Here is a 26,282-nt window from a genome sequence, read left to right on the forward strand (position 1 = left end):
AGTCAACCGCTACTCGAGCTTCTTTGCCTGCTCGTCAATATCAAGTGCGCTACACATTAACCACATCTCTAGTGGTTTTGCGCCGCCGGAGTAGTTAGCTTGACACCATCCCGCTGTAACCTTGTCAATGGTGGCCCGATCTCCTTTGATCAGATATTTCGTTGTCTTATTTCCAAAATTAGGGCCATCAAACAGATAGCTTTTACCTTTCAATTTGACAGGAATAAATTCGTCCCTAGTCATCAGCGCCGCGAAAGGAGAGTCCATTGCCAGCTGAACATCCACTCGTGATTGGTAAGGAAATTTATAAGTTACGCGTCGTCCATCTGATAGCCAGCTGTAATCGGCCCCAAACCAATCAGAAGCGCGCTCATCACGACGCAAGGTGTTTCCGATTAAGTCAAAGACAGCAACTGAGTAGAATTTGCCAGATGAATTTGGCTCCACGAGCGATTCTCGTACATTCATAGCATGGATGACGAAGATTCTCTCTCGGTGATCGTAACCAACACTCGATGAAAATGCGTCAACGATTTCACCGGGCGTGTCATCATAAAGGAGACCCCGTCCTTCCGCCTTCACGGGGGAATTTCCATTGAAGATGTAATACAAAGAAATCGCATCCGCGCCGATGGGCGTCCTCGTCTTTGGGTCTAACATCGGCTCCTGGACAAAGCAGACAGTTCCATTTTTTATGCTCAGTGGCTGATAACTTTGCGGGCCATGCATATCGGCACAGGTACTCTTCGCACATGCCGAACCACTTATAAGAACGATCGCCAGGAGAAGCCAGCTCTTAATCATCAGCACACCCCGACGAAAAGTCTTGATCAAATATGGTAGAAATTTCTCGATGGAACTGCTGTCGTTCGGGAAGGCCTTTGTACGCAGAATTTATCGGGTGGGTAACCATCTTAACCCCCTCGTCACCGATCGTAGCTGGATTATCGGCAATCGAGCCAATTCCTCTATCTCGCCAAAACCACAATCCCGTTTCTATGATAACCCTAGGGTTATTTTCGACAAGTTCTGGCTGACTATCAATAGGGTAGCCAATCGCCTGTGCGCAGCTTTTGTAGGTATCGTACCAAGTCAGCTGTAGCAGGCCACGACCGCGGAAGTCTTTTCCAGGCTGTTCGTTCGTGCCAAAACAGTGCTCTCCATAAGCAGGGTCATTTGCGATCAAATGATTTTGAATCCATGCTATTTTTGCCGAAGGACTTGCAAAGGTCATATTTTTACGAGAAAATCCATTATTAATCGCAGTAGGGGCCATGTTGTACAAGCTCTGCCCAGTGTAGCTTGCATAGTTAAGTGACTCTCTGAATGCAGTAAAACGTTTCGTCTCGACCTTGGCCTGTGCCAATAAATGCTTTATTTGACGACAGCTATTAACACCATAATTCTGGAATAAATCAATTGAAGCACGGACCAATTCGTCAACGACGCCAGCGTTAGCGTTGGGGGCAATTTTTCTCAAGAATTCCCCAGTCAATGTGATTGTCGCGCCGCATTTCTTGCACACAAGATTTTTGCTGGCGAAATTCCCTACCAGCGCGACTGGATGAATATGGAAGACGCTGGATGCAGGGAAGCCAGTCAAGCCGGCCTTGACTTCATCCCACCAGACCAGCTTTTCGATCCGTTTCTGTTCCTCGGCGTGTTCGGCCCGGGGGCCCGTGTGCGCCTCGATCGCGGCAATCAACTGCTTCCATTTGTCGGGATTAGCCCACTCGCTCTCGTGCTGAATGATCAGCCTCGACATACGCAGCGCATTCCACGGGTCGTTCGCCGCGTTGCGCAGGTCATCGGCCGCTTGTGTCTGGTCGCCTGCCAGATGCAACGCCTGGTAAATCGACGTCATGAGCGGGCTGAGCTTGTCCAGCGAACCCGGGTTCGGCACATCCGCATTAGCCGTATAGTCGACGAACCCTTGCGTGGTCGCGAACATCGTATGCGTGGGATCATGTTCGTCGTCCAGAGGCTGAAAGTCCACCCACTTCTGCGCAAACTCCTTCGTTACCCTGCCGCCCGCAAAGCTCTGTTCGCGCACCCACCCGTCGATTGGCTGGTGGCGAACATCCGCGCTGTCCACCTTCCACCAGTGCCGCTTTTCACCGTCGCTGCCGGGCACTACTGCGGTCTCCATGAACTGATGGTCCGCGTCCGCCTTTGCAAGCGCCGCGAGCGAGAAAACCCCGATCACACCGGTCTGCCTGGCATCAGCCCCTTCCTGATTGGGCAGCCCGTACAACGTGGTCTGACTGTCGATCCGCAGGATCGTCGGGTCGCCGGGCAGTTTCAATTGTTGCCACGCGCTGAGATGCGCGCCGTTATCTTTGATCCAGTCACGCCCCTTGTCGATAAACGACTTGACGCTGCCGTCGCAGAAAACTTCGATGTGCACCATGCGGTTGCCCGAAGTCTGCTGGGACAATGAATCGTAGCGCCCAAGATGGCCGATCAGTTCTCCTGCCTTGATCTGGACTACCTCGGAGGGAGAGGACAGCACGACCACCTTGTCCAGCGAGGAATCAGGCATCACCTCCTTCGCGACGGGGCCACCGTTTTCCACGCCAAGAAAGATCCATCCGTTCACCAACGAGGGCTGCACGAAACCACCCGCGACCGGTGGATACGGGGTTACACCACTCGCATCCTTGATCTGCCCCCAGCCGCCCTCGCGCTTTCCAATGCTCACCTGCGCCCCCTGCGGAAGGATGCCAAGCACGGTGCCATGCGGCTTCGATACCAGAACCCGCAGCCCCTGCTGGTCAGCCGGCGCCGACTGGCCGCCCGCTCCAGCGGTGGGACGGTCCTGCGCGTGAGTGGTCACCTCGAACCGTGTTGTCCAGTACTTCGGCCTGGGAATGGACGTGTCACTTTCGTAGTCCGCGAAATCCTGCAGGTGTGCGTACAGGCTGTAAAAAGTCAGTTTCTGATCTTTCGGAAACTCCATCGAATGACGCACCAGCGCGAAGCCTGTGCTGTACGGTGCGCTGATCGCAGGGTTGCCGTTCTGCGCGGGGATTTCGCTTACCGGGTAAGTGCGGTCGACGCGCCACGCCACCACTTCGCCGTCGGCAATGCAACGGACCCCGCTTTTCAGATCCAGCGAAGCACCAGCGCCAGCCTCGGTCACATGGATTCCACCGTGCCACATGCCCTTGCCGCTGACAGAATAGGCGCCTGATGGCTCCTGGCTCAGCAGTTTGTGAAACTCATGCTCATCGGTGAAGTCGGCCGACGCCGCGCCAGTGCCCTGTCCCTTCCTGCGAAACGGAAAGGCAAAAGGAAGCTGCTTCACGGGAGTGCTGGGCGGATTCTGCGGAGTTGTATTTGCCATGATTGTGCTTATTCAGAAAACCCGAAGTTCATGTTTCCCTTGACATCTTTCAGGGGGCTGCCAGACCAGTTGGGAAAGGTGAAATCGCCCTTCGCCGGGCCGTCGACATCCAGACCACCCTTGACCTGTACTTCGCCCGGACTCACTATTTCGATCTTTCCGTTCGCGATCTTCAGATATGCACCCGCTCCATCACCCAAGGTGATGCCCTTCGAACCGGTAATGATCACTTCGCCTGTTGACGAGCTGACTGCAATGTTGGTAAGCGCCATCAATTCCATCGCATCGCCCTGGGCCTGAATCTGCACCTTGCCTTTGGCCGCAAAAATCCGGATTCCAAGCTTCGCGGCAAACAGCGAAATCGCCTCGCCGGCGGCTGCCGTGATGCGCTTGAGCACACCAATATCGAGCCCTTCGCCGGCTGTGACGAACATCTGCTTGGCGGCGGCCAGCTGCATGTGCTGACCACTCGCAACACCGATGCCTTCAGGTGCGCTTACGACAATTACCGGCTTCTGGAGTTTGGCGAGCTTCTGCTCGACGAGCGTACGTTGCTGATCGACTTCTGCGAGCCATGCCTGCGCGGCGCTAGCAGAATCATTGAGGGAGCGCAGGATTTCCTCGGCCTGCTGAAGCGTGCTATCCGCGTTGGGCATCGCGAGCTGCTCGCCCGAAGCACCCGGCTGCGCCTCGGCGCTGAGCAAAATTCCCTTTGCCGCCCGGGTCGCGAGATGTCCATCTGTCCGCAATTCCGCACCCTGCCCGCGTTCCTTGCTATCGGCGTCGACCATGTGGCCAAGGTTCAGCTCACTGGTCTGGTACGGCGTCGTCAGGTGACTATGCTCGACACCTTCCTTGTCTTCGATTCGCCACTCCGTACCACCCGCGGTACGAACGATGTTCCGGGTGTTGTTGAGGTTATTGACGAGGTCGGGATGCAGACTGTCGTGCATCGAACCAATGATGACGGGCCGATTTGGATCCCCCGCCGTATGGATGACGGCGACCTCCGCCCCATCGATCAGCGGAAAATGGTGGCCGTAGTTGTCGCCGCTGTATGGCTTCGCGAGGCGCACCGGCCGGCTGGTGCCGCCCGGGCTCCACTCGTCGAGATCAAACGGCAGCTTGATCACGTACCAGCCCTGCTCGGTCAGATACGCGTATTTGTATCCGCCCGGCGACGTAATACGCGCCGGCAGGATACCGTCGATCACCGGTCTTTTGATCGTATCGAGCGACGTGCGCCACACCCGGTCGGCCGGGATCGCCGTGAGCGTATTGGTGTAGGACTGGCTGCGGCCACCGCAGGATTGCACCGACGTGATGAACAGCCCATGCGGCGCATCGACCGGGTTCTGGTCGAGCCGTACGACCTCGCCAGCCTCGATGGCGAATGCGTTGCCCGTTGCCTTGTAGGTGATCTGTGTTGCGAGCCAGGCTTCATGCCGCAGCCGTGCGATGCGCCGCCCTTCTTCAGGCGTCTCATAATGTTCGCCCCAGCGATAGTCAACCGCGTTGGTCGTCTTGTCGCCGCGTGCGGCGTTTTCCTCGACGAGCAACGACACGTCGGCCTGCCGGTGGTTATAGTCGTGCAGGCGGACAGCTTCCGGGACACGCTGCGTATATCGCTCAAGTGTCTTGATCGCATCTACGCCGACGCTTTCGAGTCCCGAGTGTAGCCGGAACGGCACAACGCGCTGATTGCGGGCATACGCGTCCAGATCGTCGCCGAAGACAATCACGGCGTGATCGCGCTTCTGCTCGAAGCGGAACCAGATGCCTTCCTCCGCGCAGATCCGCTGGATGAAGGCAAACGTCGTTTCCTCGCACTGTGTGATGTACTCGTGCCGCTTGTATTTCGCACGCAGCTTGAACTCGAAATCGACGCCCGCGCGGAAACCATAGTGGCGCAGCGTATCGGTAATGATTTCCTCGACCGACTGCTTCTGGAACAGCCGGCTCGTGACACCGCGATTCAGATCAGCGAGCTTCGGCTCCATCACGACCTTGTAGCGCGTCTCGTCAGCCGAAGTCCCGAGTTCATCGAACTTCGTGATAATGCCGTGGACTGCGTGTGCAGGCGGCATCTTGCTGAACTGCCCAGCGTTCTCGCCGAACATCTTGCGCAGATAGTCCATGTTCGGGTCGATCGGGTCGATGATGAACTTCGCCGGGCGTCCCAGCACCTGATCCATCGGAATTCCGGCCATCGGGCTCGTGAATTCGATCTCGTACCGGTAAAGCTCGCCGAGCGCGTCGCGCCCGCCGAACTTCAGGATCGAGAACGGCGCCGGGTGCGGCGCCAGTTTCAACTCATAGGCCTGGGAAGGCAAAACCATCGACATTTTCGAAAGACCCCTTGAACACGCGTCACATCGCAAAGGACAACGCCGGGACGCATGTTTCAGCGCCCCGGCGGGGTTACATCAGGTAATGCGGATCAGCTCTTGGCTTTCGGCATCTGCGAGACCAGCGACAGGCCGATGTCCATGCCTTCCACCTGGAAGTGCGGAATGATGAAGAGCTTGATGCGGAAGAAGCCCGGGTTGTCCTCGATGTCCTCGACCGTGACCTTCGCCTCACGCAACGGGTGCGACGACTGCAACTCGTCACCCGGATCCTTCATCTCGGTCACGAGGCCCTTGATCCAGTTGTTCAGTTCGAGCTCAAGTACACGACGGTCCTTGGTCGTGCCGATGTTCTCGCGCTGGATCAGCTTCAGGTAATGCGCGATGCGCGAGAGCAGGAAGATGTACGGCAGGCGTGCGTTGATGCGGCTGTTCGCGGTCGCCTCCTTGGTCTCGTACAGCGAGGGCTTCTGCGTGGAGCTGGCCGAGAAGAAGCACGCGAAGTCGTGATTCTTGTAGAACGAGAGCGGAATGAACCCGAGGTTGGCGAACTCGAATTCGCGGGTTTCGGGAATCAGCACTTCGGTCGGAATCTTCGGCTGCGCACCGGTGCCCAGGTCGTACAGGTGAACCGGCAGGTCCTCGACCTTGCCGCCTGCCTGCGGACCGCGGATCTGCACGCACCAGCCGTTGTTGACAAAGCTGCGCGTCATATTGGCGGCAAACGCGAACGACGCGTTGACCCACAGGTATTTGTCGTGGTCCGGACCCTTGACCGCTTCTTCATAGTTGAAGGCGCGAACCGGTGTCGTATCCTTGCCGTACGGCAGGCGACCGAGCACGCGCGGCATCGTCAGCCCCACGTAGCGGGCGTCGTCCGTGTCGCGAAAGCTCTTCCACTTGATGTACTCGGCGCGATCAAAGTAGTTGCCGATATCCTGGATCGCGGCCACTTCCTCCATCGACTGCTTGCCGAAAAACGCGGCACCGACCGAACCGATGAACGGCATGTGCGCGGCTGCGGCCACCTTCGAGACGTTACGCAGCAGCGCCACGTCCTGCGGCGTGTTTGCGAACTCGTAGTCGCTGATCATTGCGCTGATCGGCTGGCCGCCCGGCGTGTCGTACTCCTCGATGTAGGTGAGGCGGTACAGGCCGCTCTGGATGATCTCCGGCGTATCCTCGAAATCACGCTGCAGCGCCTCCTTCGACACGTCGAGCACCTCGACGCGCGCGTTGCGCCGAAAGTCGGTGCGGCTGACCAGCATCTTGAGACCACGCCAGCGGCCTTCGAGCGCCTGGAATTCCGGCGCATGCATCACCGCGTCGAGTTGGCGGCTGATCTGGCGGTCGAGCTGACCGATATGAAAGTCGAGCAGTGACTTGTCGAGGCGGTCAACCGACTGGTTCGACTTCGAGATAAGGTCAAGGAACGCGCCCATACCCCGCGCGATCCGCTCGTCGGCCGATGCCTCGGACAGCATGTCGTTGTCGCGGAACGCTTCGAGCGGTCTCGCCTCGGCGACGGGCTTCAGGTTAATCTTGTTACACAGCGACGCATAGACGCTGTCGTTCTCAAGAACGACAGTTTCCGTTGCGCCCTGGCGGGATTCATTCTGTTTCATCTTGTGTCCTGTCTGCGGATCTATCGCGACCAGCTTATCTGTCCGGTTATGGAATGCGGTCAAGGCCATCTTCGGCCGACGTCGCTCAGGCATGGCCTTCCGGCTGGGTGGCTGCCGTTGCGATCTGCCCGAGTTCGCCGCGCAGCTTGTCAGACAGGCGCTTATCCTTCAGAATCTTCTCGAACTCGCGCCGGAACGTACCGTTATCGAGCAGATTCGATTTCAGGTCGCGCAGCAGATTGCGCATGGCGAGCATCGCCTGCAGTTCTGGGATCTGACGCGCCACCTGCTCAGGCTCGAAGTCCTTCAGCGTGCGGAACGACAGGTTCACCGGCAGCTCCGAGCCGTCGCCGGCCAGCGTGTTTTCCGCAGCAAGCTTGAGGTCCGGCGCGTAGTCGGCGAGCACCGCATCGAAGTTGTTCTTGTTGATGTCGGTCTTCCTGCGCTCGGCGAGCGGCGCCTGTTCCTTGCCCGCGCTGAAGTCGCCGGCGACGAGCAGCTTTAGCGGCAGCTCGACCTTCTTCTGGGCGCCGCCCGTATGCAAATCTAACGTGATCGAAACCCGACTTTTCGGAATTTCGCGCTGGAAGCTGTCCATTAGTGCTCCTTATTGAACGACGTTCAGGGTCCCCGCAGAACTCGCTCGGTGCGATGCGGTGACCTCTTTCGACCGGGCGCGCACCCAAACGCGTGCTTCGCTCGTGAAGAACTCTTTCTGGTACCCCATAGCGCGGCCTCCATTCATGCGATCTTTATTGCCACGCTGTATTAAACAGTTTTATTCGCGCGGAGTCAAAGAATGTCAGCGTTGTTAAATCCATACGGATTGTCAATACATTGTGAATTACTGTGAATTATCGTCAATCCGAGACAAATTCAGATTTTCCCCATATTAATAATTGGATAAAACGGGTAGCCTAGCGCATGGTGATTTCCATCAAACCCATGCTGGAAAGGGCTCGCAATGACATGACGTTCTCTGAAATCCTTTCGACAATGAAGGCTGCACGATGGCAACATCGTGCTAATCATGCAGCGAGAATATTCCCCGCTCCAATACGGGAAATATCTAGAAAATAACGATCCTCCATTTCACGTAGTTCGCATGCTTAACTACTCGCAGGTATACGAACAGAGAATGTGGCGTATAGGATCGGCCCTCACCATAATCCCAGACAACGGCACAAACCACACCCATGCGGATCGACAAACCGCTTTTTCATGAAGGGCTGATCCTCACGCAGCAGCATTTCCAGCAGCAGGATCTCTGGTTCGCCCACCTGTCCCGTCAGGTGGCTGGCGCATGCCTGGCAGAACCCTGGGGCACGCAAGGCGTGGGGATCGATGAGGAGGCGCTCGCGACCGGACGCCTGAAGCTTACCCAGTTGAAGCTCCACTTTCCGGACGGCACGCTGATCGACACGGCGGTGGCCGATGCGCTGCCGCCCGCACGCGATCTCACCCAGGGCCTGTCTCCCGATGTGCAGAGCGTGGTGGTGCTGGCCGCCCTGCCGCTATTCAACGCGACGGGCAGCAACTGCCGGTTTGACGAAACGACGCTGGCACGGCCGCGGCGCTCTTACCGGGAGTTCGTCAAGGTCATCGACCTCAACGGTACTGGCGAAGCCGAGATTGCCGCCGAGCGCCATGCGGTACGGGTGCTGTTTGACTTCGAGTCGCATGCCGACGACACGGTGTGCGCGATCGCGCGGCTGACGCGCACGACGGGCGGGCAATTTCAGGTGGACCACCGCTACGTGCCGCCGTGCCTGACGCTTGCCGCTCATTCGCTGCATATGGAACGGATCAACCGGCTCGCCGACATCCTGCAGGCGAAGAGCACGGCGCTTGGCGGGCGTAGAAGTGAACGGATCGAGCAGGTCGCCGAATATGGCGTGGCCGATGTGCAGCTGTTCTGGCTGCTCCACTGCATCCATACGGTCTGGCCGCAATTGCGGTTCTTTTCCACGCACCCGAGCCAGCCCCCGGAGCGTCTTTACTCGACCCTCGCGCAACTCGCGAGTGTCCTCATGACGTTTTCCACCGGCTCGCAGCTCGCCGACATTCCGCCGTATGACCACGCCCGTGCCGACGAGGTGTTCGCGAGGCTCGAGACGCTGATCCGTGATCTGCTCGACGCGATCATTCCGTCCCGCGTTGTATCGATTGGCCTCACGCACCGCAATCCGACGACGTGGGCGGGCCAGTTCCTCGACGAGCGCATCGTGGAGAGCTCGGCTGACTGGTACCTGTCGGTCAACGCCGCGTCGCCCGCGTTCGAACTCGTCGAGCAGTTCCCGAGGCTTTGCAAGATCGGCGCGCCGGACGACATCGAGCACATTGTCAATTCGGCGCTCCCCGGCATTCCACTGAAGGCCGTGCAGCGTGTGCCGGCCGCTATCCCGGTGCGGCTGGACAACCAGTACTTCGCGCTCGACGCGAGCGATCCGGCGCATGCACGGATGCTGGCTGCCCGTGCCTGCCAGATCTACCTGCCGACGTCCGTACCCGGCGCCTCGCTTGAACTTTACGCGGTGTTGCGCTCATGAGCACGCTGACTCCTGTGCGCGGCGAGGCCGCCCTGATGGACGGATGCGCCACCGCGAACCGTACTTCCGCTGGCGGCATCCGCGACCTGTTGCGCGACACGGCCCTGCTCGTGACGCGTTTGTCCGAGGGTGGCCATACGGAAGACGCTGCTGCCCTGCGTCAACGTTGCCAGCAACTGATGGCCAGCTTCTCTGCTGCGCTCGATCAGCGCGGCTTTGCGGCGGACGTCCGCGAAGACGCGGAGGTTGCCCAATGCGGCCTGCTCGATGAGGCCGTCCTGCGCAACCTCAGCGCGGAGAGCAAGCCGGTCTGGGATGCACAGCCGTTGCAGGTTGAGCGTTTCGGCAAACACGATGCGGGCGAACGCGTGTTCGAGCGGCTTGAGCAGCGGATGCGCCAAGCGTCGCCGAACACCGAACTGCTCGAGTGCTACGCGGCGATCCTTGGGCTGGGCTTCATGGGTCGCTACGCGCGCGAAGGCGAGACGAAACGGTCCGCGCTGATCACGTCGCTCAATGCGCAGCTCGAAAAGCTAAGGCCGGTCGGGGGGCGCCCCTTCTTTGCCGATCGTACCGGCAGGCGGCTGGCGGACTGGTTTTATCGCCTCTCGCCCTGGGCGATTGCCGGCCTCGCGTGCGTGGCCGCTGCGGTGATCTGGCTGGTCTGGGCGCAGGTGCTCGATGCGCAGCTCGCGCAGCTCGCTCACCCTGGATCAGTTGCGCCGACGGCGCCGCGGCCGTGAAGTCCGATCTGCATGCACCGTCCGCGCCGGCGCTCGGGGACGCGAGCCGCACACTGGACCCCGGTTCGGGCCCGATGCCGAACCACGTGCTGGAGGGGCTCGGTTATCCGTTCCGGGCCATCGTGGCACTGGCGGTTGTGCTCGCGCTCGCCGTTATCTGGCTCGTGCTGCCCGTCCCCCAAGGGGACTTCCTTCGACCAACGGAAGTCCCTGTGGGACGGGGCGTCAGTCGAGGTCTCGCATGGACGCTCACTGCCCTCATTACCCTGTCTTCGGTCGCACTGATCTGGCTGCGCACCCGCCAGCTCTCACGCGCTCGCGAACAGAACGCGCACCTGCTGGCAGCGCTTGGCGCGGCGACGGCAGATATTCCGGTCAACCTGCGCACCCGCATGCCGCTCGTGATTGTGACGGGTGATGCGCTGGAAAACCTGTTCGACCGGATTGCCGGCGAGCAACGGATGGCGCACGTCGGCGACGGTGCCATCTGGCTGAGAGCCGACCGTCCTCAGGGCCTGCCCCGGCTTGCGGTCGCCGTGAAGCAGTGGCGCGATGGTCGCGCGCCCGACGGCGTTGTGCTGTCGGTGGCGCCAGCATTGCATTCGGGTGAAGACGTGCTGACGCAGAAGCTGCGCGTGGTGCGGCAGTCCGTCGCTGACGCCTCGCGCATGCTCGGCGCGCGCCTGCCGGGTTTTGTCGCCGTCTATCAGCGGCTCACCGGTGCGCCGATGACACTCGCGATGCCGCAGTGGTATGGCGTGTCATCCGCCACTCACCTGACCGACGCACAGCGTTTCGAAGCGGTAATCCGGGCGGCCGAGTGTGAGGTCGGACGGGCCGGAGGCGACCGCATTGTGGCGGCAAGCGTGGCCGCACGCGCCGCGAGCCTAGCGTCGATCGTCGGCTGGACCCAGCGCGTCGTGCTCGGGGTACTGAGCGACCGCCGGCAGCCGGCCACGCCGTGGGCGCTGTTCGGCGGGGGGTGGATTGATTGCGGACCCGCGAGCGGTCCGAGCAGGCCCTGGGAGCGCGACGTCGAAATGCAGACCCGGGTCGTGCCGCCTGCACTGCCGGCGTCCCCGCTGCCCTGGCCGCTGCCCCAACCGTTGGTCGAGGCGATGCCGCGGCGGTTGTGGATGTCGCCGCGCCTGGCGGCTCTCGCCCACGCTGTTGCGCTCGTTGCCTGCGCGCTCGCGGTGGCGTCCTGGGGGGCCGCAAGAAACAATCAGGCGCTGCTCACCCGTATCGGCGCGGATCTCGGCCGGTACTCGATGATTCCCGTTGCACACGACGCCGCGAAGCGCGATGCGCTGCAGGCGCTCGTGGCCGATCGCGACCAGCTCGACCGCTATTCACGCACAGGTATACCGCTCGGACTGTCCTTCGGCATGTACCGCGGTGCGCAGTTGATGCCCGCGCTCGACCAGGCGATCGCAACCTACCAGCCGCCGCCTCCACCGCCCGCGGTGGTGACGCTCGACAGCATGTCGCTGTTCGATAGCGGCCGCGCCCAACTGAAGCCGGGCTCGACGCGCGCGATGGTGGGCGCGCTTGAAATGATCCGCTCGCATCCAGACAAGCGGATTCTTGTGGCGGGCTATACGGACAACGTCGGCAATCCGGACAGCAACCTGAAGCTCTCGGTCGCACGCGCGGGCGCGGTGCGCGACTGGCTCATCGACGCATCGGGCATCGCCGCCACGCAGTTCGCGATCCAGGGCTACGGCGACACGCGGCCGATCGCGAGCAACGATGCGCAGGAAGGACGCGCGAAGAACCGGCGAGTCGAGATCACGCTGGTGCCGGACGCCATGAAGGCAGTCCCCGCCGGGAATCCGGCGCGGTAACAGGAGTTTGTAGCCCCCGGAGCGAACGCTTCGGGTTTCAGGAAGCTCGGGGGCTCGCTCCGGGCGATTGTCGCAGTACCAGAAAAGGGAGTGAAAGATGGCAATTCCGGCCTATATGTGGCTCAAGGATGACGGCGGTGCGGACATCAAGGGCTCGGTGACGGTTCAGGGTCGTGAAGGCAGCATCGAACTGACCGCGTTCGATCATGGCGTGAACATCCCGACCGACGGCAACACCGGCAAGCTGACCGGCACGCGCGTGCACAAGCCGATCAAGCTGACCAAGGAGACGGACGCGTCGACGCCGTACCTGTACAAGGCGGTGACGAGCGGCCAGACCCTGAAGTCGGTCGAGATCAAGTGGTACAAGATCGACGACGCGGGCAAGGAGAAGGAGTACTTCAACACGAAGCTCGACAACGTGAAGATCGTGGCCGTCAACCCGAAGATGCTCGACATCAAGGACCCGGCGTACGAAAAGCACAACCACGTCGAGGAAGTTGAACTGCGCTACGAGACGATCACGTGGTCGTACAAGGACGGCAACATCATCCACAAGGATACGTGGAACGAGCGCTCCTGATCCTGGCCACGGGCCATGTTGTGCCGGAACCGGTTTGCACCCCGCAGCCGGTTCCCTTCTGCCAGCCCCGTTCGTGGGCTGGCACTTTTTTGATACGGGTAGAGCGGCGTTTCTGCCCTGTTCCGTGATACGGCATTGATATGACACAGCGCGACTCGACTCACCTGCTTCGCCGGCTCAACCCGCACTGCGCGAACGCGCTCGAGGCGGCCGCGAGCCTCTGTCAGACCCGCCTCGCCGACGAAATCACCGTCGAGCACTGGCTGCTGAAGCTCATCGAGGCGGACGATGGCGACATCCCTGCGATCCTGCGGCACTATGGAATCGAGCTCAGTGCCGTCTGGGACGCGCTGATCGCCGCGATCGATCATCTGCCCCGCAACCTGCGCGGCAAACCCGCCCTTTCCCTGCAGCTGGCGACCGTGCTGCAGGATGCCTGGAGCTGGGCCTCGTCGGAGGACGTGGACCAGCCAATCCGTTCGGGCAACCTGCTGCAGGCGATCGTCGACGGGCCGCACGTGCTGCGCGCGCAAAACGCATGGCCGCTGCTGTCCATCAGTAGCGCGCAGATCCAGCGCCTGATACCTCGACTCGGCCGACTGTCGTGCGAAAACCTGCCCGACGAAGCAGGGCCGGCAGCGCCAACGACAGCGCCAGCATCCGGAGTCGAAGCAACCCAACCGCCGGCGGCCACCAGTGCACCCGCGAAACATGCGCCGCAACGCTCGACCGAGGGCGAGGCGCTCGCCCGGTTCGCCATCGACCTGACCGACAAGGCCCGTCGCGGCGAAATCGACCCGGTGTTCGGGCGCGAACGCGAAATCCAGCAGATGGTCGACGTGCTCGCGCGGCGGCGCAAGAACAATCCGATCCTCGTCGGCGAACCCGGTGTGGGCAAGACCGCGCTGGTCGAAGGCCTTGCGCTACGCGTCGCGGAGGGGAGCGTGCCGAACGTGATCCGCGACGTACGCATTCTCACGCTCGACCTGGGTCTGCTGCAGGCCGGCGCCGGTGTGAAGGGCGAATTCGAGCAGCGCCTGAAGAACGTGATCGACGAGGTACAGGCTTCGCCCGTGCCAATCCTGCTGTTCATCGACGAAGCCCACACGCTGATCGGCGCGGGCAACGCCGCCGGCGGCGCCGACGCGGCGAACCTGCTGAAACCCGCGCTCGCCCGCGGTGAGCTGCGCACGATTGCGGCCACCACCTGGTCGGAATACAAGGAATATTTTGAGCGCGACGCCGCGCTCGAACGGCGCTTCCAGATCATCAAGGTCGACGAGCCCGATGACGAAGCAGCGTGCCTGATGCTGCGCGGACTTGCGAGCCGCTACGCGAAACACCATAACGTGCATATCCGCGACGAAGCGCTCGTCGCGGCCGTGAAACTCTCGCGTCGCTATATCCCGGCGCGGCAGTTGCCCGACAAGGCGGTCGACCTGATCGACACGGCCGCCGCACGCGTTCGCATGGGGCTGGAATCCCCGCCGTCAGAGCTGCAGCGCGCCCGCGCAGCAGTCGCCGCGATCGAAATTGAACGCTCGACGCTCGACGCGGACGAACGGGCAGGCGCTAGCAATGTCACTGCGGACGTCACGGCGCGACGTGATGCGCTCACTGCCGCTCTCGCTGATGCGAACAGTGAACTGACGGCCTTGCAGGCGCGCTATGAGCATGAGTTGGGGCTTGTCCAGGCGCTGCACCTGCAGCGGGACACGAAAGATTCGAAACCGGATACCGGAGCGCTTGCGAGTGCAAAGCGGACGCTCGCCGATGCACAGGGCAAGGTGCCGCTGGTCTTTGCGGATGTCGACGCGCAGGCGATCGCACGCGTCGTCGCCGAGTGGACCGGCGTGCCGGTCGGCAATCTTGTCGAGGACGAACTCAGGAGCCTGCTCACGATCGAGGAGAGTCTCGCGAAGCGGGTTGTGGCGCAGGACGATGCGCTGGCCGCACTCGCGGAAAGCCTGCGCACCGCGAAGGCGGGGCTGAAGAGCGAGCACACGCCGCTCGGCGTGTTCCTGCTGGCTGGCCCCTCGGGTGTCGGCAAGACCGAGACAGCGCTTGCGCTCGCCGACCTGCTGTTCGGAGGCGTTGCGGCCCTCACGACCATCAACATGTCGGAGTACCAGGAAGCGCACACGGTGTCGCAACTGAAGGGCTCGCCGCCGGGTTATGTCGGCTACGGTCGCGGCGGCATCCTGACCGAAGCGGTGCGGCAGCGCCCGTATAGCGTCGTGCTGCTCGACGAGATCGAGAAGGCCCACCGCGATGTGCTGGACATCTTCTACCAGGTGTTCGATCGCGGCATGATGCGCGATGGCGAAGGACGCGAAATCGACTTCCGCAACTGCGTGATCCTGATGACCTCCAACCTCGGCAGCGCGCAGATCATTGATGCGACCGCGGAGAACCCGACGATCCCGCAGGCGGAACTGCTCGAGGCGATTCATCCGCAGCTCGTTGCGCACTTCCAGCCCGCGCTGCTCGCGCGCTTCCAGCCGCTGGCGTATCGCCCTCTGGACGCAGGTGCGCTCGCCTCGATCGTGCGGCTCAAGCTCGCGAAAATCGCCGACCGTCTGCGCAGGCAGCACGATGTCGCGTTGACCGCCGATGACGCCCTGACCGATTCGCTCGCGCAGCTTTGCCTCGCGCGTGAATCGGGTGCACGCAACGTCGATGCGTTCCTCAACCAGCGCATCCTGCCCACCGTGTCGCGCGAACTGCTCACGCGGATGGCCAACGGCGCGGCGCCAGCGGAAATCCGGCTGTCGGGTTCGCCTGACGGGAACCTCACGATCGACTTTGTCGAGCACGATGATCTGAGCGCAGCGCAGGCGGCCGCAGCAGCCGCGGGGCAAACGGGCGAACGTGTACCGGCCGACGCCGGCATCTAGGAGAGCGCACGATGCCCGCCGGCCCGTCCCTTTACGACATGCTGCTCGGCCAGATCGGTGGGGAGCCGCTCGACGCCTACGACGACAGAACGCTCGAAATCATGAGCGTGCAGCAGAATGTGCGGCGCATCCTCAACACACGCGCGGGCGCGCTCAAGCATCTGCCCGACTATGGTCTGCCGGACCTCACCAACATCTACAAGGCCCTGCCCGCTTCGTCCCACCTGCTCAGGCAGCAGATGGAGGCAACGCTCTTGAAGTACGAACCCCGGATCCGCGCGATCGACGTCGAGATCACCGACAATCAGGACCCCGGCGTGCTCGTGAGCTTCGAGATGACGTGCCACATGAAGAAGGCCGGACTCGTGCGGTTCGGCACGTATTTCGAACCACCGGGACGGATGCGTGTGGAGCGGCGGAATCGGGAGCGGAATTGATGTCCCATTCGATTTCATCCCGGCGAGCACACCGCGGAATTCGTCAGCAAACGCGTCGCCGGATTGCCCCCGGTACGTCTAGATCCGGCTAGTGATAATCATCGGAAAGGCCTCCGGCCGCCCCAATAAAGGGGGGCGGCCCGGGTCTGGAGTTGAGGTGCAACGCTCAACCGACCCGTTCAGGAGGCTGAAATGAAGTGTATGTAGCGGCATCGATCTGCACTCGAATAATGCCGTGGTCGCGGTGATCGACGATCAGGACCGGGTGCTGTACTGCAGGCGACTGACCAACGACCTGCCATTAATCATCGCAGCCCTCGCGCCATTCCACGAGGACCTGCAAGGCATCGTGTTGGAATCGACCTATAACTGGTATGGCTTGTCGATGGCCTGGTGGCCGCTGGCTTTGCCGTGCATCTTGCCAACACATCTGCCATCAAGCAGTACGAGGGACTGAAGTACGCTGCCGACGAACGCGATGCCGTGTTTCTCGCGCATATCTTCCGCAGACCGATGATGCAGGCGTGGAGTGCGTTCGTTTGTTCGCAGATGGAGGGTCCTTTCAAGCCGCCACGCCTGCGGGGTTGTGCAGCGGCTCCACAAACCGACTTCTAGACAGCGTCTGGAAATCCCTCGCGCGCTTCTTGAGCCGTATGCACATCGCGGCAACCCATGCGCTAACAAACTGCCTGGCGTCACGCGACAGGACTCCGATTAACGCGGTGACGTCGTTGGCAGAATCGGGCAAATGCGCCGCCCGTCTGCGAAGCGTCTCGGGCTTCACACCGAACAACGCTGCTAGCCCGAATATTCCGTAAAGCGGCGCGCAGTGTAGCCGCGCTTCCACGCCTGGGCGTATCGAGAAACGCTCTGAGGCGTCACACAGGGCAACACCGCGCGGTAAGTAGGCACTTCCTTGCACAAGGCGTCCGCGTCAAAAGCGGACAAGTGGCGTAATCTCGAACCGAAGATGGCAAGACACGCACGGAAGGCGTGCGACTGCGCGATTTGCGATGAAGCGTCATCGTCGCTTTCGATTACGCGTCAAAGTCAACACGCCGAGGCGTTAACTTGTTTATAAGAGGCGTCCAAAATCACAAAATTTTGTCCGTGATTCAGGAGACACATGAACCCGCGCCGACTAGGCTTGAGAGCCCCCCCCGCACAAGCCGCCGACCTGTCCGAAGCGAAGCCGAAAGAGCAGCGCCGGATACTCTCGACGCAGGAAAGGGTTGTCCTTCGACGCATCGGTGATGCATTAGCCCGAGCACGGCTCGAAGTACGCATGACCCAGGAAGAAGTGTCGGCAAAGATCGGCGTCAACACCGAAACGATTTCACGCTTTGAACGCGGCCACACGGCCCCGACCCTGTTGCGGCTGTTCGAGCTTGCGGCGATTTATGGCGTGCCACCCGAAACGTTTATCGCAGGCGGGGGCGGTCGTTCGTCAGAACCAGCCCGTGACATAGCCGCGCTTCTAGTTAACCTGTCGGCTGAAGACCGGGAATTTATCCGGCAACTTGTAGCAAATGTGGCGGGGCACATGGCGAAGAAATAGGCGTTGTCACGTTCGCAGTGCCGGTCGACTAAGTTGTCGTGATGAAGAAGGCGGAATCTCTCTATCACGGTCACAGGTTCCCGGCGTCAATCATCAGCCACGCCGTTCGCGTGGTACTTTCGCTTCCAGCTCAGCCTGCGCGACATCGAGGAATTGCTGTTCGAGCGTGGCGTCGTCGTCAGCCATGAATCGATCCGCGGGTGGGCCGATAAGTTCGGCGCCGGCTTCGCACATCGCGCCAAGGCTGCGCGGCACCAGCCGGGCAGCACCTGGCATCTTGACGAGGTGTTCGTGACATTGCGCGGCGAGCCTTATGTGCTGTGGCGCGCGGTCGACCAGCACGGCATCGAACTCGACATCCTCCTGCAAAAGCGCCGCGACAAGGCTGCGGCCAAAGGCTTCTTCAAACGCAGCTCGCCGCGCGGTTTGTCGCATGGCGCGAATTCACCGAAACTGCCCAGAATCCGTCTGCAGTCTTCTGAGTGATTGACTCACCTGCCGATGATTCGCCGGGTGATCGGCAATGTGACAACGCCCTGCGCATTAAACCGTAGCGCCGACCTTGACCGCAGGCACATAGCCCGCGCGTTCGACAATCTTTTGCATCGTCGGCGAAACGATTAATTTGCGATCTGGACTCAATTCGGCACACCCGTGTTCAACATGACGCCGTAGACCTCGCCGATGCCTTCGTTGTACGCTTCATCGAACAGATATTCGAGCCCCGGATGCACGCCGCGCAGACCGGCGACGACCGCATACGCCCAATGAAAATATCCGCGCTTGCGGTCAATGTCCCAATCGGCAGGCGGATTGACTGCCATGTCGCGCAGATTCGAAATCATATCGGCCAGCTTGATGAGCTTTGCGCTTTTGCTCAGATTCGGCGCGTGCTCAACCTGCAACCGCTTGCGCTCCTGTTTCGGGAGGCTTTTGTCGTCCGTCACTTCCTGCACGATTTTGCACACGAGCGGCCCGAAAATATCATGCAGTTCGTCCGCAGTGGTTTGCGTATCTTCAATCGTGTCGTGAAGTACCGCGGCCACGAGCACGTTTTCGTCACTGATCCCGGCTTCGTTCGCCAGGACGTTCGCAAGCGCGACCGGATGGTTAATATAGGGCGTGCGCTCTGCGTCCTTGCGACGTTGGTTCCTGTGTTTTTCTGCTGCGAAATCAATCGCCCGAATAATTTTGTTCATATTTCGTTTCCTCACCTACAGTTTACGTCTGCTGTTTACGTCTGTCTGGTTGTTTCTCACGCGTCTGCTTATCCAGGCTGTCCTGGCTGCGCACCGTTCACAGCAGCTGGCGTTGCATGAGCGCGGCCAACGTATTGCATAAATACCTGGCCGGTTCTGTACGACAGCCACACTTTGCTCGAGCGTAGAAAATCCATGCCGAGCAGCATGTCGAATCCGAACAGCGGCGATTCCTGTACCCACACAGGTGCATTTTTGAAGGTCATCGAGCCTGCGAGCGGTTCTTCGTTCGTAATGCCGCCGAATTCCGAAAACGAAAACGGACTGTCGGACCAATCATTGACGAACAGCATCGACGCATCGAGATGCGCGACTTCGTTATCCTCGTTGGGATCAAAATTCGGATGCTCGCGGCTCATCACGCGCACACGACCGACGCTTCCAGTTCGACATTCTCAAACAGGTTTTGCGTGTGCCAGTGCTTGAGCCGACCTGCGTCGTGATAAGCCGTCAGCGCCTGTTCTGCGCGCTTCAGAATCCATTTCTCCGCGTCGACCAGCTTGTCATTGAGCGCGCAGCTTCGCGTGCTCGTCGGTCGTCAGTTGGCTAGCCAATGACGTTGTTATGTTTCATGCTGTTTTGCATTTGCCTGCTTCTCACGTTGCTGTTTCTCATGTTGTCGTTGTTCCTTCTGCTCCCTGAGCATCCGGAAAATGTGAGCGAAATTCACGCTGAATTTCTCAGCCGTCAGACTGATCACATAATTCCTTCCGTCAGCGTTCTGCCCAAAAATGTGAATCACCGCTGTACCTCAAAATAGTTACTGCCAACCTGCCCTGCTGCAGTACGCCAGCCACACGGGGAATCTCGCCACTTCGAACAGGCCCATTGGCGTTTCCGTGGGCATCAGCTTTGCCCATGTAGTGTCATCACGCGTGCCATACAGAATCAGCGAATCGTCTTTGCACATCATCAGCCCAAACCAGCGGCAAAAAGGTTCGAAAACTTCCTCACACCACAGCGTGTCCAGGTCCGGATAGATGACCTTGAATTCCGGCGGGTTGAACGCATCAAACCATCCGCCCGATGTCTTCGCGGGCGCAGCTTCGCTGCATTTCACGATGTCCCAACAGCGCCCGCGATAGTGGATGCTCACCGCAATTGTGTTGGCGGTAAGAAAAATCCGGATTGCCGGATGCATGCGGCCTAGACGAAATTCCGTCGATGTTTTGCCCTGCTCGTGCGGCACGCTTTCAATTTCCCCGACCGATGCCGACAGCGATGACAGCCATTCATACATTGCGCGGCGACGTGCCGTGCACTGCTGCTGCTCGCGTCGCGTTTCGCTTGCCTTCCACGAGTTGCGAGGCGGAAGGGACCCGTATTTGTGTGGCGCGCGTACCGGCCAGGTTTTGCGCTTGCAGTGCAGCTTGACGCGCGTATCCCAAAGCCACCCACGTTTGTTGTGTCTTTGGCGCTTTTTGTGTTTCCGTATTTTCAGCAACATCCCCGATTCCGCTTCGTCAGGCTTTTAATTAATGTAGGTCGTCCCGTCCACGTGGCTCAGGTGCTGCAAGACCGGATCGTCCTTGTGTACCGCGATGGCGTTCAGCGAGGCCGGAAAGAGGCGGTAATCCAGTTCATCAAACAGCGCTTTAATCATCGTCTGGTCCGACTTGGCGACTTCGAGCAGCATGGCCGGTTTGAACGTGCGCAGCGTGTCTTTTGCGCCGCGCAGCACTTCGACTTCCATACCTTCGACATCGAGCTTGAGAAAATCCAGGCGCTTGAGCCCAAGCGAATCGATGGTCGTCATTGCGACTCGCAGGCCCTGCGCCGGATCGTACGAAATGCGTTGGCCGATATATTCGTTGGCTTCTTGCTGGCGCAGTTCAAGACTGCCGAAACTCGACTGCACGAAATAATCAGGGCGCGGCACAACCAGCTCGCCGTTTTGATCGCCGAGCGCGCAGAGCATGGCGCGAGCATTCAGGCAGTTGTTCAGCGCGATGTTCCCGGCTAGCGCGTAATAAACGACTTCCTGGGCTTCGAAGGCGAGCACCTGTCCCCACCCGTACATGTGACGCGCCCACTCAATCGTATGCACGCCGATATTTGCGCCGCCGTCGATGGCGATCACACCATCGCCGAAATACTGTCGCCGCTTGTTGAGCAGCGCGAGCGCGAAAGCGACTTCGTTCGCGTCGTGGCTTCCGTGTTGCAGGATTTGATGCCCCACGCCGTAGACATGCCCGGTGCCGACGACGTTGTAATCGTTGCGGTTGACGATCATCGTGCCGTGATTCGATGCCGCGAGCACGAAAGCAATGGGACGTGGCGGAAATGACATGACAGCCCTCTTTGGACAAACGCTTTTCGGTCGCCCGCCGCAACAGAAGTACCACAGCAGGCTTTACAGCAAATTGCCTGGCCTGCTTAACCGATCAGATTAAACAGGCCTTGTGATGCGAAACAGGCCCTTGTGGAGTCCGTTTCGCCTTGCACAAATCGTTACCAGCGGTAACCGACGCCTGCACCGACGCCGAACGAACCGTGACCGGAAACCGCAGTCGTGACGGAACTTTTAACGAGCCATTTTTGCGTTGCGACCGACAGACCGACAGCCATCGCAGTTTGACCGCCGTAATTGCCGCCGCCCATTGCGACGACCTTTTCACCCGGCAGCACAGCCTGCGGCAAATTCGCCATTGCGATTGCACTCGCCGTACCGGCGTTTGCGTCCTTGCGGATGCGCGACATGTCGTTACGCACGCCGCTGATTGCATCGTCCAACTGACGCACGTTCACAGCATCAGTCGGAGCCGTACCGTCTGCAACGTTTGTGATTTGACGCTCAGCACCCGGCGCACCAACCGAAACCGTGTTGTCCCGATCTGCGACTGAACCTGCACCCAAGGCAACTGAATTGCTTGCGGTGACTTTCGAATTTGCGCCGACAGCAGTTCCGTCTGTGCCCGTGACGTTCGAACCATTGCCGATTGCAGTTCCGTTCGTTGCGGTGACAAGCGAATTCGTACCGACTGCGGTGCCCGTGTTATCAACGACCGTACCGGAAACGACGCCACCGGTTTCGCCAGTCGGCAGCGAATCAACCTTCGTGCTAACTGCATCGATTTTCGTATTCACTGCCGTAAGGCCCGTCGAAAGCGCCGACACTTGCGAGGCAATCGAGAAAAGCTGCGAGCCGTTCACCGCATCCGTGCTCGTAGCCGAAATTTCGCCTGCGGCGACGTTCGTGATTTGACGTTCAGCCCCAACGCCGCCGACCGAAACGACGCCGACCGGAGCCGTACCGGCAAAACCGCCGTACGTCACGCCGTTGACGACAGCTTCCGTGATATTCGCTGCTGCCTTCGTCGTTTCCGATTTGTAGCCGAGCGCAACGGAATTACCGAGCGTGGCTTTTGCCTGTGTGCCTACTGCCACCGAAGTTGCGCCGCTTGCCGTCGCTTGCGAGCCCAAGGCCGTTGAACCTGCCGTGGTAGCTAGCGACAGATAACCCAATGCGGTTGTTTGTGGCGCTTCGGCTCCAGCTTTATAGCCGACAGCCACAGCGCCGCCGCCCGCAGCAAACGAGCCATCACCGATTGCGACCGGGCCTGCATCGTCTTCCGTTATCACTTGCGCTGTTGCGTTCTGACCGATTGCGATTGCGCCAGAACCGCCCTGATTCGTGCTACCCGTCGCAACGGCGTTCAAACCTTGTGCAATAGAACCTGGGCCCGTCGAACTTGCGCTTTGCCCGACTGCGACTGCGCCATCACCGTTCGCGAGTGCATTTGTGCCCGAAGCAAATGCGCCGAGGCCGGTCGATGAACTGCCCGTACCAATTGCAATTGCCTGAGCTGTATTTGCCGCGGCGCCTGCGCCGACGACCGTCGTGTATTGAGCCGCTGCATTTGCGCCTGCGCCCACGGCCGTGGCGTTCAGGCCCGTTGCTGTTGCTGTCACTCCGAGCGCGCTTGCGTTCTGGCCCGTCGCATTTGCGTTCGCACCGTAGGCCGCTGCATTAACACCGCTTGCCGTAGCCATTGCGCCGGTTGCCGTAGCGTTCGCGCCATTCGCCGTTGCCGAATCACCGACTGCGGTAGCAAAGCCGCCGTTTGCCGTCGAACTTTGACCGACTGCTGTATTCAGGCTCGTGCCATCTGCACCGGCAGTCGCAATAGAGCCCGTTCCTGCCACCGCAGGGTCTGCCGCAGTGAGTCCACCAGATGTCGCAACCATTCCCGTTGTGTTGGAACCGCCGATTGCGAAATTGTTTGCGTGCGCAGCCCCCGCCGACAGCGCGAGCGCCGTCAGAACCGCGAGCGAGATTTTGTTTTTAACCGGGTGATGCTTTTTCATTTTTTCTTCAAGAGGTTTGGTCTATTTTTGACCGCTTCGCAGCCCTTCCTACGGGCTGTTTCGCAGCAATTCACATCTTTGCTGATTTTCACGGAAAATCAGCATTCACCGCCAGCAACATCCTAGATTACATGGACGATTTGATGCAATTCTACAATATGCGCGCCAACACAACTTTTTGTGTTGCCTGAAATGCACGATTTTTGTAAGGAAAATCGAGGGATTTAACAAATTGGGGCAAAAAATCGCGACTGCGGCACGCTTTTTCGTGCCCCACAAATGTGCGCGGCAAGAAATGCAGGGAATGTAGGGAGAATCGACGGACGAACGTCGCGAGTTGGACGCGGCCACGAGGGACCGGCGCTAATTTGCGAGCGGGATTGATGCGCGGATCGCGACACGTCCCCGCTCACGTCGATTGAGTGAGCGAGGCCAACCGGAATTTAGAAGGGCGGACTTTTCAATGCGGTGATCGGGGCGCGAGAATCACGGACAACACAATGTGCAGCACGCCCCAAGTCAGCAGAATGGCGACGATCAATGCGACGATTTTTCGTCGGCGATTTTGCGGAACAACCGGCTGTTCCGTTTCGTGCGACCGAAGGACGACGCTCAGTCGCTTCAGATCGCCAATTCCATCGTTGAGATTCGGCACAGGCTGCTTCGCGTTAATCAGTTTTGAATTTCGGCGAACGCGGACCGTACAGTAACCCATTCGGCGGACCCGCAGACAGCAGGCGCGTGCTCGTCAGACCGGCTACGTCGTGCGCCTCATCCATGAGGTTATGCGCAATCTGCTTGACTGCTGCTTGCGCGAGCATGCCGACTAAACTCGTGCCGACGCTGAAATTCGTCCCGACTTCCTTACCCGTCGCATGCCCCGTTCCCTGCCAGAGCACATCGCCGGATTTCAGGTCTATCAGTTTCGCTGATGCATCAACGACCGATGTGCTGTCCACGATCCTATAGACCGAACCGTACTGCGTGATTTTCGTGTACAGCACAGCATCTGCGCCGAAGATCGAGCGAAGCTTTTCGGGCGCTACCTGCGCGATTTCAGCCGGGGAAGTCAGACCGTTCTGCTTGAACGTTTCTTCGACAAGTGCGACCGGCATGACGTAATAGCCCGCTTCGGCGAGCGGCATCGTCATTTGGGAAAGCATGCTCGCCGTTGCGTTCACGTCCGTGGTTTCATTCACAGGCGGCAGCACGAGAATCGAACGCGGCTGGCTGTTCTTGAACGCCGTGTAGTCCATCTGCTTCACCGGTTTAACCGCGCACGCGGCCAGCAGGCTCAACAACGACGCTGCAAAAATGAGTTTTAGAGAAATAGATTTGAACATGGCAGCGCCTTATTGTTGCTTGTGTTTCTTCAGCAGGAAATCCATGTAGGCGGTGGACTCCGGGAACAGTTGTTTTTCGGCCTGCAATTCCTGCTGCGCCTGCTGATCCTTGCCTACGCTCGCGTACAGCATCCCAAGCTGTGCATGAAAACCGGGCGGCGGCGTTTTGCCTTTTGCGCTGATCTGCTGCAAGCCTTTTTCAAGCGCGTCGATCTGCTGCTCCGAGCTCGTCTTGCCCTTCAGATATTCGTACACCTGCGGCTCATAAGCATCCCATTGATAAAGCGGCGGCGGTGGCGGCGTTGCGCAACCCGTCAGGATCGCGCCGAGGGCGGCGATCGACATGCCCTTGATTGCTTTATTCTTCATCGTTTTTGTTCGTGTGTGTGGTGTGTAGCTTTGCTTCGTTTATTTCGCTGCGTTCAACGCGCCCGCATCGACCTGTTCAACGAGGTGATTGACTGCCTCTTGCATCGCCAGATCGAGCACCTTGCCGTTCAGCGTCGAATCGTATGAAGCAGTTCCGCCGAAGCCGATGATTTCGCGGTTCGACAACGTATATTCGCCCGCGCCCTGGCTTGATAGCACGACTTGCGAGGTCGTCACATCCACGATATTCAGGCTCACCTTTGCATACGCGACCTGAGTCTTGCCGCTGCCGAGAATGCCGAACAATTGCTGATCGCCGACTTCCCTGCGACCGAATTCCGTCACGTCACCCGTAATGACGTAATTGGCGCCCTTGATGGCTTGAGCCTTCTTCGTGAATCCGGCCTCCTGCTTGATTTCGTCCAGGTTGTCGCGATCCATGACATTGAAGCGGCGGCTTTGTTGCAGGCGGGTAATCAGCACGGTTTTCGCCTGACTGCCCAGGCGGTCAACGCCGTCCGAAAAGAGCCCGCGCATGTAGCTCGAACGGTTATCGAATTTGCCGACCGCGATTTCTACAGGCTTGCCCGCGAACGGCGTTTGCGCGCTGCTGATGACCGGGACCGGCAACGACTGCGATGATTCGGTTGCGCAACCGGCGAGCGTAGCCGCAGCCGCCACGACGAACAGCGCGCCATATTTTTTCGTTGATTTCAAAACAGCTACTCCCTGTTGAACTACAGTGAAAAATCCGGCGGCCAGTTTTTTGGCGTTGTGGCCCCGCTCGTCAAGTCCCGCTCGTCAAAACTGTTAAATCCGGCTTTCCGAATCGCGCTCGTCAGTACTGCGCCGTCATCTGGAATCCGACCGTGACGCGTGCTGTTGGAATCCGGACGGTTTGTAAATCGGCGTATCCGGCGAACACGTCATAGCCGACGCCGCCGGAATGCAATGGGTCCGAGAAGCGGGCACCCACTCGAAACAATAAAGGCCCACGCAAACCCGAATTCGATGACGACGGCATCGCGGCCTTTTTTGAAAATCAGTTTGCTGCTCATGCGCGTTTCCGT

General features: G+C 59.8%; 23 protein-coding genes and 2 pseudogenes. 9 read left to right on the forward strand and 16 right to left on the reverse strand.

Annotated elements, in window-relative coordinates; translation table 11 throughout:
- Positions 1-9 precede the first annotated feature (9 nt).
- From B0G69_RS40825 to tssB, 5 genes are all read right to left on the reverse strand, one after another.
- On the reverse strand, positions 10-804 hold the full coding sequence (locus B0G69_RS40825) for a hypothetical protein (protein WP_147440805.1): 795 nt from the start codon (positions 802-804) through the stop codon (positions 10-12).
- A complete protein-coding gene (locus B0G69_RS32395) occupies positions 797-3,346 on the reverse strand; it encodes a glycoside hydrolase family 19 protein (protein WP_121324178.1) in 2,550 nt (849 codons plus the stop codon). The genes B0G69_RS40825 and B0G69_RS32395 overlap by 8 nt, the downstream gene beginning before the upstream one ends.
- A gap of 8 nt (positions 3,347-3,354) precedes the next feature.
- On the reverse strand, positions 3,355-5,691 hold the full coding sequence (gene vgrG, locus B0G69_RS32400) for a type VI secretion system Vgr family protein (protein ID WP_121324179.1): 2,337 nt from the start codon (positions 5,689-5,691) through the stop codon (positions 3,355-3,357).
- 95 nt (positions 5,692-5,786) lie between these two features.
- On the reverse strand, positions 5,787-7,319 hold the full coding sequence (gene tssC, locus B0G69_RS32405; protein WP_121324180.1) for a type VI secretion system contractile sheath large subunit: 1,533 nt from the start codon (positions 7,317-7,319) through the stop codon (positions 5,787-5,789).
- An 85-nt stretch (positions 7,320-7,404) separates the two neighbouring features.
- On the reverse strand, positions 7,405-7,917 hold the full coding sequence (gene tssB / locus B0G69_RS32410; RefSeq protein WP_121324182.1) for a type VI secretion system contractile sheath small subunit: 513 nt from the start codon (positions 7,915-7,917) through the stop codon (positions 7,405-7,407).
- A gap of 598 nt (positions 7,918-8,515) precedes the next feature.
- On the opposite strand from tssB, the gene tssK reads away from it, so the two are divergent.
- The 9 genes and pseudogenes from tssK to B0G69_RS32455 all read left to right on the forward strand — a co-directional run.
- Positions 8,516-9,868 carry a type VI secretion system baseplate subunit TssK gene (gene tssK / locus B0G69_RS32415; RefSeq protein ID WP_121324184.1) on the forward strand — a complete coding sequence of 451 codons (1,353 nt, stop codon included), beginning with the start codon at positions 8,516-8,518 and terminating at the stop codon, positions 9,866-9,868.
- Complete coding sequence (locus B0G69_RS32420) at positions 9,865-10,611, forward strand: DotU family type IV/VI secretion system protein (protein ID WP_121324185.1); 747 nt, start codon at positions 9,865-9,867, stop codon at positions 10,609-10,611. Before tssK ends, B0G69_RS32420 begins: the two co-directional genes overlap by 4 nt.
- 74 nt (positions 10,612-10,685) lie before the next feature.
- Positions 10,686-12,458, forward strand: a complete 1,773-nt coding sequence (locus B0G69_RS32425) for an OmpA family protein (RefSeq protein WP_121325062.1) — start codon at positions 10,686-10,688, stop codon at positions 12,456-12,458.
- A 97-nt stretch (positions 12,459-12,555) separates the two neighbouring features.
- The gene (locus tag B0G69_RS32430) at positions 12,556-13,041 is read left to right on the forward strand and encodes an Hcp family type VI secretion system effector (RefSeq protein WP_121324187.1); all 486 of its coding nucleotides are present in this window, start codon (positions 12,556-12,558) and stop codon (positions 13,039-13,041) included.
- A gap of 140 nt (positions 13,042-13,181) precedes the next feature.
- A complete protein-coding gene (gene tssH, locus B0G69_RS32435; protein ID WP_121324189.1) occupies positions 13,182-15,938 on the forward strand; it encodes a type VI secretion system ATPase TssH in 2,757 nt (918 codons plus the stop codon).
- Between the two features lie 11 nt (positions 15,939-15,949).
- Positions 15,950-16,375 (forward strand): type VI secretion system baseplate subunit TssE, encoded by a 426-nt coding sequence (gene tssE / locus B0G69_RS32440; protein WP_121324191.1) that lies wholly within the window; start codon positions 15,950-15,952, stop codon positions 16,373-16,375.
- A 235-nt stretch (positions 16,376-16,610) separates the two neighbouring features.
- A complete protein-coding gene (locus B0G69_RS32445) occupies positions 16,611-16,832 on the forward strand; it encodes a hypothetical protein (protein ID WP_241991583.1) in 222 nt (73 codons plus the stop codon).
- 669 nt (positions 16,833-17,501) lie between these two features.
- The gene (locus B0G69_RS32450) at positions 17,502-17,933 is read left to right on the forward strand and encodes a helix-turn-helix transcriptional regulator (protein ID WP_121324192.1); all 432 of its coding nucleotides are present in this window, start codon (positions 17,502-17,504) and stop codon (positions 17,931-17,933) included.
- 41 nt (positions 17,934-17,974) lie between these two features.
- Positions 17,975-18,344: pseudogene (locus B0G69_RS32455) on the forward strand (IS6 family transposase); the annotation flags it as partial.
- 227 nt (positions 18,345-18,571) lie between these two features.
- On the opposite strand, the gene B0G69_RS32460 reads toward B0G69_RS32455, so the two are convergent.
- The 11 genes and pseudogenes from B0G69_RS32460 to B0G69_RS42840 form a co-directional block, all read right to left on the reverse strand.
- Positions 18,572-19,132 carry an HD domain-containing protein gene (locus B0G69_RS32460; protein ID WP_121324194.1) on the reverse strand — a complete coding sequence of 187 codons (561 nt, stop codon included), beginning with the start codon at positions 19,130-19,132 and terminating at the stop codon, positions 18,572-18,574.
- A 68-nt stretch (positions 19,133-19,200) separates the two neighbouring features.
- Positions 19,201-19,551: a hypothetical protein gene (locus B0G69_RS32465; protein ID WP_121324196.1), complete on the reverse strand. Its 351-nt coding sequence runs from the start codon at positions 19,549-19,551 to the stop codon at positions 19,201-19,203.
- A gap of 401 nt (positions 19,552-19,952) precedes the next feature.
- Positions 19,953-20,639 (reverse strand): hypothetical protein, encoded by a 687-nt coding sequence (locus tag B0G69_RS32475; RefSeq protein WP_147440806.1) that lies wholly within the window; start codon positions 20,637-20,639, stop codon positions 19,953-19,955.
- A gap of 24 nt (positions 20,640-20,663) precedes the next feature.
- Positions 20,664-21,425, reverse strand: coding sequence for an FkbM family methyltransferase (locus tag B0G69_RS32480; protein WP_347232533.1), 762 nt, complete (start codon positions 21,423-21,425; stop codon positions 20,664-20,666).
- A 218-nt stretch (positions 21,426-21,643) separates the two neighbouring features.
- Positions 21,644-23,500 (reverse strand): YadA family autotransporter adhesin, encoded by a 1,857-nt coding sequence (locus B0G69_RS32485; protein WP_121324203.1) that lies wholly within the window; start codon positions 23,498-23,500, stop codon positions 21,644-21,646.
- A gap of 460 nt (positions 23,501-23,960) precedes the next feature.
- Entirely contained in the window at positions 23,961-24,155 is a 195-nt protein-coding gene (locus B0G69_RS32490) for a hypothetical protein (protein WP_121324205.1), read from the reverse strand.
- Positions 24,156-24,168: 13 nt separating this feature from the next.
- Positions 24,169-24,843 (reverse strand): DUF799 domain-containing protein, encoded by a 675-nt coding sequence (locus B0G69_RS32495; protein ID WP_121324207.1) that lies wholly within the window; start codon positions 24,841-24,843, stop codon positions 24,169-24,171.
- A gap of 9 nt (positions 24,844-24,852) precedes the next feature.
- Entirely contained in the window at positions 24,853-25,212 is a 360-nt protein-coding gene (locus tag B0G69_RS32500) for a DUF4810 domain-containing protein (protein WP_121324209.1), read from the reverse strand.
- Between the two features lie 39 nt (positions 25,213-25,251).
- Complete coding sequence (locus B0G69_RS32505) at positions 25,252-25,929, reverse strand: CsgG/HfaB family protein (protein ID WP_121324211.1); 678 nt, start codon at positions 25,927-25,929, stop codon at positions 25,252-25,254.
- A 121-nt stretch (positions 25,930-26,050) separates the two neighbouring features.
- A pseudogene (locus B0G69_RS42255) lies at positions 26,051-26,155 on the reverse strand (activator/secretion protein); the annotation flags it as partial.
- Entirely contained in the window at positions 26,139-26,270 is a 132-nt protein-coding gene (locus tag B0G69_RS42840) for a hypothetical protein (protein WP_277873620.1), read from the reverse strand. The gene B0G69_RS42840 and the pseudogene B0G69_RS42255, both read right to left, overlap by 17 nt.
- Between the last annotated feature and the right edge of the window lie 12 nt (positions 26,271-26,282).

The sequence above is a fragment of the Paraburkholderia sp. RAU2J genome (assembly GCF_003634845.1).
GTDB lineage: Bacteria > Pseudomonadota > Gammaproteobacteria > Burkholderiales > Burkholderiaceae > Paraburkholderia > Paraburkholderia fynbosensis.

What these genes read in the sequence shown, in the direction of transcription:
- B0G69_RS32480 (WP_347232533.1), bottom strand. Translation starts at nt 21,425, where the DNA reads ATGATCGTCAACCGCAACGATTACAACGTCGTCGGCACCGGGCATGTC.
- B0G69_RS32395 (WP_121324178.1), bottom strand. Translation starts at nt 3,346, where the DNA reads ATGGCAAATACAACTCCGCAGAATCCGCCCAGCACTCCCGTGAAGCAG.
- B0G69_RS32495 (WP_121324207.1), bottom strand. Translation starts at nt 24,843, where the DNA reads ATGTTCAAATCTATTTCTCTAAAACTCATTTTTGCAGCGTCGTTGTTG.
- B0G69_RS32460 (WP_121324194.1), bottom strand. Translation starts at nt 19,132, where the DNA reads ATGAACAAAATTATTCGGGCGATTGATTTCGCAGCAGAAAAACACAGG.
- tssB (WP_121324182.1), bottom strand. Translation starts at nt 7,917, where the DNA reads ATGGACAGCTTCCAGCGCGAAATTCCGAAAAGTCGGGTTTCGATCACG.
- tssH (WP_121324189.1), top strand. Translation starts at nt 13,182, where the DNA reads ATGACACAGCGCGACTCGACTCACCTGCTTCGCCGGCTCAACCCGCAC.
- B0G69_RS32465 (WP_121324196.1), bottom strand. Translation starts at nt 19,551, where the DNA reads ATGAGCCGCGAGCATCCGAATTTTGATCCCAACGAGGATAACGAAGTC.
- tssK (WP_121324184.1), top strand. Translation starts at nt 8,516, where the DNA reads ATGCGGATCGACAAACCGCTTTTTCATGAAGGGCTGATCCTCACGCAG.
- B0G69_RS32485 (WP_121324203.1), bottom strand. Translation starts at nt 23,500, where the DNA reads ATGAAAAAGCATCACCCGGTTAAAAACAAAATCTCGCTCGCGGTTCTG.
- tssC (WP_121324180.1), bottom strand. Translation starts at nt 7,319, where the DNA reads ATGAAACAGAATGAATCCCGCCAGGGCGCAACGGAAACTGTCGTTCTT.
- B0G69_RS32425 (WP_121325062.1), top strand. Translation starts at nt 10,686, where the DNA reads ATGCCGAACCACGTGCTGGAGGGGCTCGGTTATCCGTTCCGGGCCATC.
- B0G69_RS42840 (WP_277873620.1), bottom strand. Translation starts at nt 26,270, where the DNA reads ATGAGCAGCAAACTGATTTTCAAAAAAGGCCGCGATGCCGTCGTCATC.
- B0G69_RS32500 (WP_121324209.1), bottom strand. Translation starts at nt 25,212, where the DNA reads ATGAAGAATAAAGCAATCAAGGGCATGTCGATCGCCGCCCTCGGCGCG.
- B0G69_RS32450 (WP_121324192.1), top strand. Translation starts at nt 17,502, where the DNA reads ATGAACCCGCGCCGACTAGGCTTGAGAGCCCCCCCCGCACAAGCCGCC.
- B0G69_RS32475 (WP_147440806.1), bottom strand. Translation starts at nt 20,639, where the DNA reads ATGTTGCTGAAAATACGGAAACACAAAAAGCGCCAAAGACACAACAAA.
- B0G69_RS32420 (WP_121324185.1), top strand. Translation starts at nt 9,865, where the DNA reads ATGAGCACGCTGACTCCTGTGCGCGGCGAGGCCGCCCTGATGGACGGA.
- B0G69_RS32430 (WP_121324187.1), top strand. Translation starts at nt 12,556, where the DNA reads ATGGCAATTCCGGCCTATATGTGGCTCAAGGATGACGGCGGTGCGGAC.
- vgrG (WP_121324179.1), bottom strand. Translation starts at nt 5,691, where the DNA reads ATGTCGATGGTTTTGCCTTCCCAGGCCTATGAGTTGAAACTGGCGCCG.
- tssE (WP_121324191.1), top strand. Translation starts at nt 15,950, where the DNA reads ATGCCCGCCGGCCCGTCCCTTTACGACATGCTGCTCGGCCAGATCGGT.
- B0G69_RS40825 (WP_147440805.1), bottom strand. Translation starts at nt 804, where the DNA reads ATGATTAAGAGCTGGCTTCTCCTGGCGATCGTTCTTATAAGTGGTTCG.